Raw genomic sequence first — 14109 nt, forward strand, 5'->3', positions numbered from 1 at the left:
CGTGGAATCATTTATACGGAACTGTTTTGAACTCGCAGTCCTTAAAATGAACGCCGGGATTCGTTGTATCAATATCAGTATTCGTAAACTTACACCCGATAAACTCGACAGAATCAAAAGTGCAGTCTTCAAAGCTGCAATTGTTAAATGCGCAGTTCCTGAAAACCGTTTTTGAAAGGTGTCCCTCTTCCTGTCCTTCTTTATGCACAGGATTAAAGTAACAACTAAAGAATTCTGAGTTTTTAACCTCACAGTCTTCCATAATGATACTTAAGAACGATACTCTCACTGCCTCTATGGAAACAATAGAACAGTAAATAAACTTCACATTATTCCAATCGGCTTTCAGAATATAATTCTCGCTGAATTTGCAATTACGAAAGACACTACAGTTAAAATTGGTATCCGTAAGTCTGGTAGTGTGGAATATGCAGGAATCAAATTGATTCCCCATAAACCATGTTAAACCAAGATAATAGGAAGAAAAATCCATATCGCTGATGGTTTCGTCTGTAATCGTAAGATCGGACATTTTCTCATTTTGCGTATATTCCTCAAGCAGTTTTATCAATTCTGCTCTGTCCATAGCTTGCCCTCTTTTCTTGGGAAAATCATAGCATCCCCTTATCCACTTTATTATACATCCTATCCCCGAAAAAGTCAATGAACTATATCATGCATAACACCAGCGCCCGTCGGGATTTTTTTCTCGGTGGGCGTATTTTTTTCGTCCAAACGCACCTCGATTCTGTAGTGGTATATGAAGGGATTGACTTTTCCGGCTATCAATAGGAGGTGCGATATGGAACAGCAGAAAATCATTGATGAGATCAATTATCACAAGGCACAGGCAATCACAGAATTGCTCTACGCCAGCGGTATGATTACAGTTGTCGAGTATGACAAATTATCGGAATTAAACCGCAAATCTTTCTCTCCGCTGTACGCGGACTTATTACCGAAAACGCTTGATAAATCATCGGTTCAGAGTTAATATTGTATACTGACAAAGGAGGGACAACCATTGAAAATCAAGAAAATCGAAGCACAGTCTGCTGTGGTGAAAAAGCTCCGGGTGGCTGCCTACTGCCGAGTCAGTACCGAGAATGAAGACCAGAAAGAAAGTCTGGAAGCGCAGCGTGAGCATTACGAGTCGTGGATCAGAATGCACGATGACTGGGAATGCGTTGGTGTGTTCTATGATTTCGGCATAAGCGGCACAAAGGCGGATGCCCGTGAAGGCTTACAGGCGCTGTTATACGCCTGCCGCACTGGAAGCGTCGACTATGTGCTGACAAAATCCATCAGCCGATTCTCCAGAAACACATCCGACTGCTTGTCACTGGTGCGTGAGCTGCTTTCATATAATATCCCGATCTACTTCGAGAAGGAGAACATTGATACCGGCAGCATGGAAAGTGAGCTGATTTTATCAGTTCTCAGCAGCATGGCACAGAGCGAATCCGAGTCCATTTCCAAGAATGTGAAGTGGTCGGTGAAAAAGCGAATGGAAGAAGGTAACTTTGTTTTCGGCTACCTTCCATACGGCTACACAAAGGACACAGCCGGAAACATGGTCATTGATCCGGTTGAGAGCGAGATCGTCAAGCTGATTTTTGATCTGGCGCTGAATGGTATGGGGACATACAAGATCGCGCAATTGCTCGACAAAAGGAAGGTTCCTACCCGCAAGGGCGGCAAATGGTCAGGCTCAACGGTCAAGGGGATTCTTGTGAACGAGAAGTACTACGGCGCTGCTGCCTTCCAGAAAACCTACACCGACAGCAACTTCCGACGTCATAACAACCACGGTGAGGTCGATAGCTTCATAGCGGAAGATCACCATGAAGCGATTATCAGCAAAGAGGTTTTTGACCGGGTGCAGGTCATGATACAGAAGCGCATTGATGAACACGGCATCGTAAAGGATATGGGAAAGTACCATAACAAGTATCCTTTTTCCGGTATCATCATCTGCGGAGAGTGCGGCGGTAAGTTCAAGCGGCAGACGCAGAGTGGTGGTATTGCATGGGCTTGCTCAACACATCTTTATAATAAAGACGCCTGTTCCATGATGTTTATCAAGGATGAAGCGATAAAGGCAGCCTTTGTGACGATGATGAACAAGCTGATATTCGGCTGCAAGCAGGTTCTCGTTCCTTATTACGATGCGCTCCGCCTTGCCGATACAGACGAGAGCCTGCAAGGGATACTGGATCTGAAAAATGAATTGCAGCGCAACAGCGACCGCAAGAACGATCTGCGGAAGCTGCGTGTCAAGGGCTTCCTTGATGCAGCGATGTACAATCAGGAACTGAGGCGTATCGAAATGGAGAGCGAGGAAATCCGCGCTAAAATGAAATGCATTGACAGAGCCGGGGAGAACGGCGATATCAAGGAAACGAAAAAGCTCCTGCGCTTTGCTGAATCGGCAGAAATGCTCACAGAATTCAGCGACGAACTGTTCACCGAATACGTTGACAGCATCATTGTATACACCAGAACCTGCATCGGCTTCCGGCTGAGATGCGGGCTGACACTGAAGGAGGAAGTATGTACGGGTACAAGATAGTGGACGGCAAAGTAATCGTTGACGAACAGGAAGCGGCAGTTGTTATAAACATCTTCAACGGGTATCTTTCCGGCATGAGTCTGCGAGATGCTGCCGTGAATGCAGGCAGACCGATGGTTCACAGCATGGTGAAGCGCATCATCAGTAACTTCTGCTATGTCGGCGATGACTTCTATCCTGCGATTGTCAGCCGCCAGACCTTTGCGAGAGCGAACGCTGAACTGATACGCAGGTCAGAAAAGCACGGCGGCAAGAAGCGTCTGCAACTGCCGCCGGTCTATACGGAGTTTGAGATTTCAGAGCCGGAGATGCATTTTGACGATCCGATAAAGCAAGCCGAATACATCTACAGTCTGATCGGGGTGAGGAAATGAATGTTATAAAAATACCTGCCAAACCGCAGAAAGGCAATAATGCGGCGAAGCAGGAAGTCAAGAAGCTGCGTGTTGCAGCCTATTGCCGTGTTTCAACGGACAACGAGGAACAGGCTACCAGCTACGAAACACAGATCGAGCACTACACTGAATTTATCAATAAGAATCCTGAATGGGAGCTTGTCAAGGTGTATGCCGATGACGGTATCAGCGCGACATCGACCAAAGGCAGAGAGCAGTTCAACGCTATGATTGAGGACTGCAAGAAGGGCTTGATCGACATGATCTTCACAAAGTCGATCAGCCGATTTGCCCGCAATACCGTTGACTGCCTGAACTATATCCGAATGCTCAAGGAGATGAATATTCCGGTATTCTTCGAGAAGGAGTCCATAAACACAATGGACTCGAAGGGAGAAGTCCTCCTGACCATTATGGCATCTCTGGCACAGCAGGAATCGGAATCACTCAGCCAGAACGTCAAGATCGGTGTGCAGTACCGCTTCCAGCAGGGGAAAGTGATGGTCAATGCTCGCCGCTTTCTCGGATATGACAAGGACGATGAAGGACACCTGATCATCAATCCGGAACAGGCGGAAATCGTCAAGCGTATCTTCCGGGAGTACCTTGAGGGCGCAAGCTGCAAAAAGATCGCTCAGGGACTGCAGCGTGATGGTATTCCGAATGCTCGCGGTAGCACAAAATGGCATGATAACAGCATACGCCTGATTCTCGGAAATGAGAAGTACATGGGTGATGCGCTCCTGCAAAAGACCTACACCGTGGACTGCCTCAGTAAAAAGCGGATAAAGAACTCCGGCATCGTACCGCAATACTATGTCGAGGACGACCACGAGGCTATTATATCGAAAGAGATATTCCTGATGGTGCAGGAAGAAATGGCACGAAGAGCGAGAACGCAGCTCCCGTTCGGCGGAAAGAAGGGCTATAGCGCCAACCACGCATTTTCGCAGATAATCTTCTGCGCTGGCTGCGGAGAGCAGTTCCGCAGAATACACTGGAACAACCGTGGCAAGAAGTCGGTCGTCTGGCGCTGCGTCACACGATTGAAGGAGAAGGAAAAGTGCCGTGCAAGAACCGTCAGCGAGGAAACCTTAAAGGCGGCATTCCTTGAAGCCCTCAACGAAATGGTTGATGACAGCGAAACCTATCTGAACAGGCTCCGGGAGAACCTTGAAGCTGCGATCAATTCAGCTAATCCTATGTCGGCGGAAGCCCTCTCAGCAAAAATGGCTGAACTGCAGCGGGAGCTGATCAACCGGACGGAGCGCCGGGAGAACTACGATGACATCACAGAGGAAATCCTGCGCCTGCGTGAGCTGCAGGAGCAGAAAGGCATGGACGACGCTACGCAGAAGGAACACACGAAGCGCATAAAGGAGCTTCAGAAATTCATACAGTCTCAGCCGAGTGAGATCACAGAGTTTGATGAGTCTCTGGTGAAGAAGCTGCTGGAAAAAGTGACCGTCCACGACGACTACTTGGAGTTCCGGTTCAAGTCGGGCGTGACGATCAGCATTGAAATGTGAATAGATAGAGCGAACCCCGCATCACTGGTTTCAGTGGTGCGGGGATTTTGTTATTCGTCCTTTTCTGCCTGATAATAAACGACGGTATGAAGTCGATCCATTCATCAAAGCCTTTGTTGAAGTTCACGATAACGGATGTCTTTTCACTTCCCGTCCTGTGTATTTGTTTCGCTGTTTATTTCAGTTCCTTTGCAAAGCAAACCGCACCTTCCAGCTTGTCATACGGCGGATAATTCCCGATCTGCTGATAACCGAGACCGGTATACAGCTGTACCGCATCGGTCATGACCGCTCTGGTTTGCAAAATTGCCCGCTGACAGCCCTGCTGCAATGCCTGTTCTTCGAGCATCCGCATCATATTCACAGCAATATGTCTGCGGCGGTATGCAGGCTCTACCCAGACACGCTTGATCTCGGCATCTGCCTGCGAATAGCGTTTTAATCCCGCACACGCGACCGGTTTACCCTGATCTGATACGATCAGCACGGTTTCAACGGTTTCCGAAAGATTATACAGAATAAAGCCCTTCCGGTTCTGTTCTCCGCCGACCAGCGCACTGTAATAATCCTCCGTGATGCGGTAGAAATGCACAAAGGCGGGATCGTTTCCGTCTGTCCATGTATACTGCAATTCCATAAAGATCATCTCCTGAAAACAAAAAACGGCACTGATGTAACTCAGCGCCGTTGCTATGCTTAGATTATACCACAGGAAACGCTGTTTGTCAATCCCTGCGGCTGCTGAAAAGATTTGGCTTGACAATTCTGCGGTTTTGATCGGCGGGACACAGTGTGTGCTGCAATTCAGCGGTAAAGGCATTGAATGCGCACCCGGCGACCTGATTGTCAGAAGATGAGTGGTGGATTTCTTCCCTCCAACTACATAAAGCGTCAAGGTCTGCGAGTTCTTTCTGGAATTCCGGTTCAAGTCAGGCGTGACGATCAGTATTGAAATGTGAATAGATATGAGCAACCCCGCATCACCGGTGATTCAGTGGTGCGAGGGTTATTATTTTAATCCATAATTGTGAATCCGTATTTATCTTTGTAAAGAGCGCTGATTTTTGCGAGCCGTTCCATGCAGTTTTCTTCACTGCCGATCAGGAAAGCCTTTCTGTGCATTAGTTCCGCTGCGTTCCGACGAATTCCTTCTTTCAGAAGCGGGATCAGTCTTTCCCTGTCTATAGAAAAACTCGCTGTTTTGTTTTCTTCACAGATAATACAATCCTCAAAATACGCCGCACCAAGAAAAACATCATCAGCATTTCCCGAAAACAATGTCCGCAAAGCCTCCTGAAAAAAGAGTTTACAGCCTGCATTCCGATAAATATGGTCTCTCAAAACGGCATATGTTTCAGTTGGTACATTTAATTGCTGCGGTTCAAACTGCGATCTGTATTCTCTGGGAAGAGGATAAGTCCCTCTCATCAGCTTCAGAATCTCATTGATATCGAACAGGTTGATGCTTTCTGGCATAACAGTTACTCCTTTCCGCCTGCATTACTACGGATTTATTCCCACTTTGTACATTTTGACGAATGACAACCAATCTACGAAGTATCGAACCCTCTGTTATCCAATTTACGCATTAACCTCACTGAGCAGATTGGTTGTCAGGCGTTTTCAGTTCGTAGATGTTTTTCCAAATACAGTAAAAAGCCGGTTAGGGTTGACTTCGCAGATTGACTGTATAGCCGAAAACCGCCGTAAAATCGGCACTTTTACGCCTTATCCCTTGACATCAATACTACGCACTCAACGTGTCCCGTCCTTGGGAAAAGGTCAACTCCGCAGACCTTATCCACGCTGTAGCCTTTTTCTGAGAGCAGCTTTGCATCTCGGGCGGCAGTTGCAGGATTGCAGGAGATCATAACTATTCGTTTTGGAGACGCCTCTGCGATGAGGTCAACTGTCTCCTGAGAGCATCCCTTTCGCGGCGGGTCGACCACGATCATATCGGGAGCGCAGCCCTGTTTGCGAAGCTTTCCGAAGACCTCACCTGCGTCACCGCAGTGGAACTCCGCATTGGTTATATTATTGCTCTGAGCGTTGCGTTTGGCGTTTTCAACAGCCTGTGGGATTATCTCAACGCCCACTATCTTTGCAGCCTTTTCCGCCATAGAGAGACCGATGGTACCTGCGCCGCAGTAGAGGTCCGCAATGACCTCGCTGCCATCGGGAGCTGCATATTCCAGCGCTTTGGCATAGAGCCTTTCCGCCTGTAAGGTGTTCACCTGATAGAAGGAAAGGGGAGAGATCTCAACGGTATTGCCGCACATAGTATCGCTGATAGTATCGCTGCCCCAGAGGGTCACGCAGCTGTCGCCCAGGATAACATTGGTCTTTCTGGGGTTTATGTTCATGACAATGCTCTTTATATCCGCGAAGGACTCCGTGAGCAGTCTGCAAAGGGCGGAGAGCTGCCGTGAAACGTCCTTTCTCACTACAAGACAGACCATTATCTCACCTGAGTGAGCACCTCTGCGGAGGTAGATATGGCGCATTATGCCGCTGCCTGTAGTCTCGTCATAGACCGAAAGCTTCTTCTCGTTGATATAGCCGAGGACAGTGCGGAGTATCTCTCCGAAGACCTCAGGCTGGAGAGCGCAGTCGGTGACGGGCACAAGGCGGTGGCTCCTGGGAGCATAAAAACCGCAGACTGCCTTACCGTCTCGGATTGCAAGAGGATACTGCGCCTTGTTGCGGTAGTGCTCTGTTGCTTCAGCGCCGAGGAAGCTGTCGAATTCGGGAGTAAGTCCGCCGATACGGGTGAAAGCATCGCGGACTATGCTGTCCTTGGTGCGGCACTCAGCCTCATAGGAGATATGCCTCAGCAGACAGCCGCCGCACTGTTTATACACGGAGCAGGTGTTCTCCACGCGGTCGGGAGAGGGTGTGACTATGCGCTCTACAATACCGAAGGCATAGCTTTTCAGCACCTTTACTATCTTTATCTCTGCCATGTCTCCCACAGCAGTTCCGGGAACGAAAACTGCCATGCCGTCAACGCGGCAGACACCGCTTCCCTCAGCGGTCAGACCTGTTATCTCGGCTGTGCAGACCTGATTTTTTTCAGGCATTCCGTTACCTCCTCTTTTTTCTCCATGAGCTTGTCGAAGCTCCTGATGTATTCGTATGGGAATTTATAGTTATGTATTCGGCTTATCTTACCGTCGGGGTATACCAGCTTTGTGGACGCAGCGCAGCCTGCGCCGAGTATGGTCTGGGTCTCGTCCATGATGAAGATATTGTAATAGCTCTCATAGCCCTTCTTGGCGTAGCCCACATTCTCAAGGTTGTCCACGGTATTCTTCTGGCGGTACATATAGTAGGGGAGATAGCCATGGGACATGAGAGTTGGGATACTGTAGTCCACCATCTCAGCCGCAGGATTTGAGCTGTTTTCGCTGCCCTTTTCAAACAGGGAAGCAGAGCGTTTTATTGTAAGGGTGTGGACGGTTATGCTTTCGGGGTCAAGCTCTATCATGTGGTCGAGAGTATTTCTGAAGCTTTCTGCGGACTCGGTGGGGAGACCTGCTATAAGATCGGTATTGATATTATCGAAACCCACCTTTCTTGCCAGCTCAAAGGCTTTCACGGCGTCTTCGCCCGAGTGCTTCCTGCCGATGACCTTCAGCACCTCATCGTTGAGAGTCTGAGGGTTTACGGAGATACGTCCTGCGCCCAGAGCCTTTATCACTCTCAGCTTCTCCTCGGTGATAGTGTCGGGACGTCCAGCCTCAACGCTGTATTCCCTCACCTTGTCAAGGTCGAAGTTTCGCTCAACAGCCTCCATAATGGTGCGGAGTTCCTCTGCTGATACAGAAGTGGGAGTACCGCCGCCGAAGTAAATGGTGTCTATCTTTGTGTCGGTGTCCTTGACTATCCTGCCCACTACCTCAAGCTCGCGGCAGAGCGCGCTGATGTACTCGGGCATGAGCTTTATGGCGGAGTCCATAGAATGTGATACGAAAGAGCAGTAGCTGCACCTTGTGGGGCAGAATGGAATAGAAACGTACAGGCTCACAGCTGAGCTGTCTATCCTGTCAAGTATGGGGAGCTGGTTTACAGCGGTGTCATAGGCGAGCTTCAGCTTTTTGGGCGCAACAAGGTATTTTTCGCCCAGCTGTGAGTATATCTCCTCCTCGGACTTACCCTGACGGATAAGGTCAATGACCTTTTTCACGGGGCGAATGCCTGTCAGCAGTCCCCACGGCGGCGTAATGCCTGTTTTGCTGACAAGGAGCTCAAAGAGCAGCCTGCAAATGGTGTACTCAAAGTCTTTTTTCTCGGCGTCGGGGGAAAGCTTTGCTGTTTTTTCCGCCTGAACGCCGTTGAGGCAGACACGGACGGTAACGCTGCTATCCTCAGCAACTTCGGTATAGACATAGTCACAGCCCGAAGCCTCTGCAATATCTGAGGTAAAGCTGAATCTTGCAGTATTGAAGAACAGCTTCAGCGTAGCCTCAGTCTCGTATTTAAAAGAATGGCCGATCATTATAATCGGCATTTTTGAATTATTATTCTCAGTCATTTTTTCCTCTGAACTGTTTCATATAGGGATTTGCTTCACGCTCGTAATCCAGGGTAGTTGTCTCGTTGTGACCCGGGTAAACTCTGTAATCGCCCTCAAGGTGATAGAGCTTGTTGAGGGAATACATCATAGCGGAGCTGCTGCTGTGGGGGAAGTCTGTTCTGCCCACGGAGCAGCAGAAAAGGGTGTCTCCCGAGAAAATAGAATCCTCGCAGACATAGCACACACTTCCCTGAGTGTGACCGGGAGTGTGGAGCACCCGGAAAGAGCAGTCGCCGTCGTTGATGTAGCAGTCGCCGTAAACGCAGGTCCAGTCCGTAATGGGAGTGAACTTGGCAAATGACATACTGTTTGCCAGGGAGTGAGCCTCACTTTCAAGCATATAGGCGTCAAGCTCATGAATGTATATCTCGGCTCCCGTAGCCTGATGTACCTCCTCTGCACCTCCGATGTGGTCGAAGTGACCGTGGGTGAGGAGTATCTTTGACAGGCGGAGCTTCTTCATTTTCAGAAACTCCAGCAGCAGACGGCTGTCACCGCCTATATCGACGGCAACGCATCTGCCGGGAGCAGTTTCGACTATATAGCAGTTAGCACGGAGAGGTCCGAGCTGAAGGTGGTGTATTTTCATATATTTCTCCTTAAATGGCGGCTCTTTCCACGGAAATAACGCCCTTTATCTTTCTAAGCTTCTCGAAGAGGTTCTTGAGCTGCTCTGTGCTTGAGATGACGATAGTTCCCTCAAAGAGGGCATTGCCGTTTTTCAGCACTCTTGAAGCTGAGTGTACGATAGGCACACGGGCTTCCAGAAGGACCGCGGAAATATCGTAGACAAGACCCACTCTGTCGGTGGCTGTGACCTCGAAGCTGGTCTGGAGCTGAGTATCGCTGCTGTCGGTCCACTGGATATCCACCCAGCGGTCAAGCTCCTCGGGATTGTTCCTTGCAAGGGCAGCCTTGTAGTTGGTGCAGTTGGTGGTGTGTACGGAAACACCGTAGCCTCTGGTGATGAATCCGATAATATCGTCTCCCGGGAGGGGATTGCAGCACTGAGCGAACTTGATGAGCATATCGTCTATCTGATCCAGGACTATGCTGCTCCTGCCGTTGGGCTTGGGCTTGATGAGTGGGATAACGGAAGGCTCCTCCTCCTTCTCATAGAGCTTTTCGTACTTGTCCTTGAGACGGGGGATTATCTTTGAGAGCATGACGCCTCCGTAGCCGATAGAAGCATAGAAGTCGTCGAGAGTCTCGCAGTTATGGCGTTTGAAGTCGTCCTGGAGGAACTCTGTGTACTGCTCCTCCTTCAGATTTATCCTGTGGCGCTTGAACTCCCGCTCCAGCTGAGCCTTGCCCTCCACAATGTTCTCCTCGCGGCGCTCCTTCTTGAACCATGAGCGTATCTTGGAGCGGGCTTCATTGGTCTGGACGATATTGAGCCATGCTCTGTTGGGACCTTTGTCGGGGTCCTTGCTGGTGATTATCTCACATATCTGTCCTGTCTGGAGCTTGTAGTCCAGGGGAACTATCCTTCCGTCCACCTTGGCGCCCACGGTCTTGTGGCCTATCTGGGTGTGGATACGGTAGGCGAAGTCTATTACTGTTGAATTAACGGGCAGGCTGACAGACATACCCTTGGGTGTCATAACAACGATGTCCTCCGGGTCAAGGTCGGTCTTGATAATGCGGACTATCTCCTCAACGTCATCGGAGGTCTGCTGAGCCTCGATGACCTGACGTACCCAGGCAAGGCGCTGTTCCATTTTGTCCTTGCCCTGTATGCCCTCCTTGTACTTCCAGTGAGCGGCGATACCGTATTCGGCGGTCTCGTGCATATCCCAGGTCCGTATCTGCACCTCAAAGGGGATACCCTCCTTGCCGAGAACGGTGGTGTGGAGAGACTGGTACATATTGTTCTTGGGGGTGGAGATATAGTCCTTGAAGCGGTTGGGCAGAGGCTTGAACATATCGTGGATAAGTCCCAGCACGTTGTAGCACTCCGCAATGGTGGTGACGATGATACGGACGGCGTATTTGTCGTAGATCTCGTCGATGTTCTTGTGATTTATGAATATCTTCCTGTAAATGCTGTAGATGCTCTTTACTCTGCCGTCTATCTGGGGCGGCTGTGAGAACTCCTCCGACTTGAAACGCTGAGCGATACGGCTTTTGATTATCTCTATGAACGCCTCTCGCTCCTCCTTTTTGTTTTCCAGGATATTCTCTATCTCGGAGTAGGCATAGGGGTCGAGGTAGTGGAAAGCCAGATCCTGGAGCTCCTCCTTGATAGCCCTGATACCCAGCCTGTGGGCGATAGGCGCATATATGTTCATGGTCTCGAGAGCAGTGTTTCTCTGCTTCTCAAGGGGACGGTACTTCAGCGTGCGCATATTGTGGAGACGGTCGCTGAGCTTGATTATCATTACACGTATATCCTGGGACATGGCGAGGAGTATCTTACGGATATTCTCAGCCTGCTGTTCCTCTTTTGTAGAGGTGGGGATCTTGCTCAGTTTTGTGACTCCGTCCACCAGGAGAGCCACGTCCTGACCGAAGCGCTTTTTCAGGTCGTCCAGAGTTGCATCGGTGTCCTCCACAACATCATGGAGGAGGGCAGCGCAGATGGTGTCGGTGTCCATACCCAGCTCCAGCAGGGTATAGGCAACTGCCAGAGGGTGGGTGATATAGGGCTTTCCCGAGGAACGCATCTGTCCCTCATGAGCCTTTGCGGCGAATTCATAAGCCGAGATTATCTTGCTGAGGTCGTACTGCTTATCATCTGTAAGTATCTTCTGTATGATCTTCTCAATGGTGAAATCATCGTCAAAGTCGGGTATATCCTTCAGAAATTCCTCGGGGTTCTGAGGAATAGCCGAATCAGGTATGGGTACCTCCAGCTCGTGATGAATGAGATTTGATACATTCATATCCTCTGTCATATCTTTTCTCCTTGATCTTTGCGGTTTGCCGTTCTGCTTCTTAGCGATACAAGTACAGGAGCCGAGCTGAGGTCGGCTTTCTGTGTTACCCTGACCCGTTCTATCCTTGTATCGGAGCAGGAGACGGTGATAAGTCCAAGCTGTCTGAGCGCTTCAACGGAAACGCAGAACTTACAGTAATTGATATTTCTGTCATTGAGCTTTATGTAAAGCGTATCCGAGCAGATACCGCCCTCGGGGATAGACTTGTATATCTTCACAACGTCGTCCCGTGAGGGATTCATGCTGGGATAGTAATTCTGCGGCAGCTCCTCGCCGCGGAGGAAGGCTTCAAAAGCCGAATGAGCGGCAAAGTACTTGCTTTGCTCGAATATATGGGGACGGAGGTCGCTGACGATAATGCTTACCGTGCGGCTCCCGCGGAATTCGTTTATGCCAAGTGAAACGATCATATCACAGACATCGCCCTTTGAGACAATAAGCTCCGAGGGGGACTTCCTGAACACAAGAGCATCTGCCTGTGTGAAGCCTATCTTCACTCTCAGCTTGGAGTGGGTTCCGTCCGACAGTGGGAATATATCGGTGATCTGAGCGTTTTCTATATAGAACAGGGGCTTTTCGTTGTCTGTACCGAAGGGCTCCAGCACATTCAGTCCCTCCACGTTCTGCACTGTCAGCTCCTGAGGAGCTACGGGGCTGTCCGCTTTTAGCTCTGCGGCAGGCATTATCCTGTGATTTTCCAGTGCGTACTGCTCCAGCAGGCTGTGGAACTTCTCGGCACAGCCTTCCTTAATGGTGAAGCCCCCTGCGGCAGGGTGTCCGCCGAATTTGTCGAGGACGTCTGCGGCATAGCTGAGGGCTCCGAATACCGAGAACTCCCCGAAGGCTCTGGCTGAGCCTCTTATCTCGCCGTCAGTGTCTGAGGCTATGAAGCAGGGCTTTCCGAAGTGCTCCACTATCTTTGAAGCCACGATACCGATGACACCGTGGTGCCAGTCCTTTCCGCAGAGGAAGATGACCCTTCCCCTTATGAGCTCGGGGGACTTGTCTATCATTGAATATATTTCTTCCGTAATGGAGTTTTCGGCTTCCTTGCGCATATTATTGAGCCTGTCCAGCTCCTTTGCGGCGGCGAGGGCTTCGTCGTAGTCTTCGCACAGGAAAAGCTCCGCGGCAGCTCTCGGTGAGCCAAATCTGCCTGCGGCGTTTATCCTCGGACCGATACCAAAGCCGATAGACCGCGTATCTATGGGCTTGTCGTTAAGTCCGCAGACCTCCTTCAGAGCCATGAGGGAGGGGCGGTCGGAATTCTGTATGAGCTCCATACCGTAAGCCACAAGGAAGCGGTTTTCCCCTGTGAGACTGACTATATCGGCAACTGTTGCTATAGCGGCAAGGTCGCCGAACTGTTCAAGAGCCATGGTATAGTCGCCGCCGTCAAGGGCAGCTACCAGCTTCAGCGCAATGCCCGCACCGCACATATACTTGAACGGTGAGAAGCAGTCATGCCTGTGAGGGTCGACTACAGCCTCCGCACGGGGAAGCTGCTCCACCTGCTGGTGGTGGTCGGTGACCACAAGCTTCATACCCAGGGCATAGATGTATTCTGCCTCAGCAATGGCAGAAATACCGTTATCAACAGTTATGATAAGTGAAACACCGTCATCGGAGATCTTGTCCACAGCCTTCATGTTGAGACCGTAGCCTTCCGAGCGCTCGGGGATATAGTAGGTGACATCGGCACCTGTTTCAAGCAGATAGGAATAGAGTATGACCGTTGACATTACGCCGTCGCAGTCGTAGTCGCCGTAAATACATATACGCTCGCCGCTGTCTATGGCGTTGTTTATAGTATCCGCTGCCTCCTGCATATCCTTTATGAGGAAGGGATTGGAAAGCTCGTCCACATTGAGGCTCTCCATGACGGATTCGGGCGAAGAATAGCCCTTTGCAGCAAGAGCAGCCGCTGCAAGTGAGCTTACTCCGCAGCCAAGCATAAGTGAAGAGACCGCATTTCTGTCGGGTCTGCCGACGGTCCATTTTTTCATACCAAAACTCCCGATAACAATATATTTAGTTTATTATACCACAAAAACCACTTTTTTTCAATAGAACGTGACAAAAAAACCAAATTGTAACC

The 14109-nt window shown here is 49.8% G+C and carries 12 protein-coding genes; 4 read left to right on the top strand and 8 right to left on the bottom strand.

Translation table 11 applies throughout. The annotated features are described in order from the left end of the window. Window positions 1–7: 7 nt before the first annotated feature. Window positions 8–586 (bottom strand): pentapeptide repeat-containing protein, encoded by a 579-nt coding sequence (locus tag T488_RS0107335; protein ID WP_028520198.1) that lies wholly within the window; start codon window positions 584–586, stop codon window positions 8–10. A gap of 216 nt (window positions 587–802) precedes the next feature. Between T488_RS0107335 and T488_RS0107340 the strand changes: the two genes are divergently transcribed. Genes T488_RS0107340 through T488_RS0107355 form a run of 4 tightly spaced genes read left to right on the top strand, consistent with a single transcriptional unit; the run spans window position 803 to window position 4496 of the window. Beyond that, window positions 803–994 (top strand): SHOCT domain-containing protein, encoded by a 192-nt coding sequence (locus tag T488_RS0107340; protein WP_028517487.1) that lies wholly within the window; start codon window positions 803–805, stop codon window positions 992–994. A 30-nt stretch (window positions 995–1024) separates the two neighbouring features. After that, on the top strand, window positions 1025–2572 hold the full coding sequence (locus T488_RS0107345; RefSeq protein WP_051536392.1) for a recombinase family protein: 1548 nt from the start codon (window positions 1025–1027) through the stop codon (window positions 2570–2572). Continuing rightward, entirely contained in the window at window positions 2554–2946 is a 393-nt protein-coding gene (locus T488_RS0107350; protein WP_024860204.1) for a hypothetical protein, read from the top strand. Before T488_RS0107345 ends, T488_RS0107350 begins: the two co-directional genes overlap by 19 nt. Next, entirely contained in the window at window positions 2943–4496 is a 1554-nt protein-coding gene (locus T488_RS0107355) for a recombinase family protein (protein ID WP_037297567.1), read from the top strand. The genes T488_RS0107350 and T488_RS0107355 overlap by 4 nt, the downstream gene beginning before the upstream one ends. A gap of 175 nt (window positions 4497–4671) precedes the next feature. On the opposite strand, the gene T488_RS0107360 is transcribed toward T488_RS0107355, so the two are convergent. From T488_RS0107360 to recJ, 7 genes are all read right to left on the bottom strand, one after another. Next, window positions 4672–5259: a GNAT family N-acetyltransferase gene (locus T488_RS0107360; RefSeq protein ID WP_196243286.1), complete on the bottom strand. Its 588-nt coding sequence runs from the start codon at window positions 5257–5259 to the stop codon at window positions 4672–4674. 251 nt (window positions 5260–5510) lie between these two features. Then, window positions 5511–5972 (bottom strand): hypothetical protein, encoded by a 462-nt coding sequence (locus tag T488_RS0107365; RefSeq protein WP_028520203.1) that lies wholly within the window; start codon window positions 5970–5972, stop codon window positions 5511–5513. A gap of 245 nt (window positions 5973–6217) precedes the next feature. Then, a complete protein-coding gene (gene rlmD / locus T488_RS0107370) occupies window positions 6218–7576 on the bottom strand; it encodes a 23S rRNA (uracil(1939)-C(5))-methyltransferase RlmD (protein ID WP_028520204.1) in 1359 nt (452 codons plus the stop codon). Beyond that, the gene (gene hemZ, locus T488_RS0107375) at window positions 7540–9006 is read right to left on the bottom strand and encodes a coproporphyrinogen dehydrogenase HemZ (protein WP_037297772.1); all 1467 of its coding nucleotides are present in this window, start codon (window positions 9004–9006) and stop codon (window positions 7540–7542) included. The genes rlmD and hemZ overlap by 37 nt, the downstream gene beginning before the upstream one ends. 16 nt (window positions 9007–9022) lie before the next feature. Beyond that, window positions 9023–9661: an MBL fold metallo-hydrolase gene (locus T488_RS0107380; RefSeq protein ID WP_028520206.1), complete on the bottom strand. Its 639-nt coding sequence runs from the start codon at window positions 9659–9661 to the stop codon at window positions 9023–9025. Between the two features lie 10 nt (window positions 9662–9671). Continuing rightward, window positions 9672–11969, bottom strand: coding sequence for a RelA/SpoT family protein (locus T488_RS0107385; protein ID WP_196243287.1), 2298 nt, complete (start codon window positions 11967–11969; stop codon window positions 9672–9674). Beyond that, on the bottom strand, window positions 11966–14017 hold the full coding sequence (recJ, locus tag T488_RS0107390) for a single-stranded-DNA-specific exonuclease RecJ (RefSeq protein WP_028520208.1): 2052 nt from the start codon (window positions 14015–14017) through the stop codon (window positions 11966–11968). Before recJ ends, T488_RS0107385 begins: the two co-directional genes overlap by 4 nt. Between the last annotated feature and the right edge of the window lie 92 nt (window positions 14018–14109).

The sequence above is a fragment of the Ruminococcus flavefaciens ND2009 genome (assembly GCF_000621785.1).
Taxonomy (GTDB): Bacteria; Bacillota; Clostridia; order Oscillospirales; family Ruminococcaceae; genus Ruminococcus; species Ruminococcus flavefaciens_C.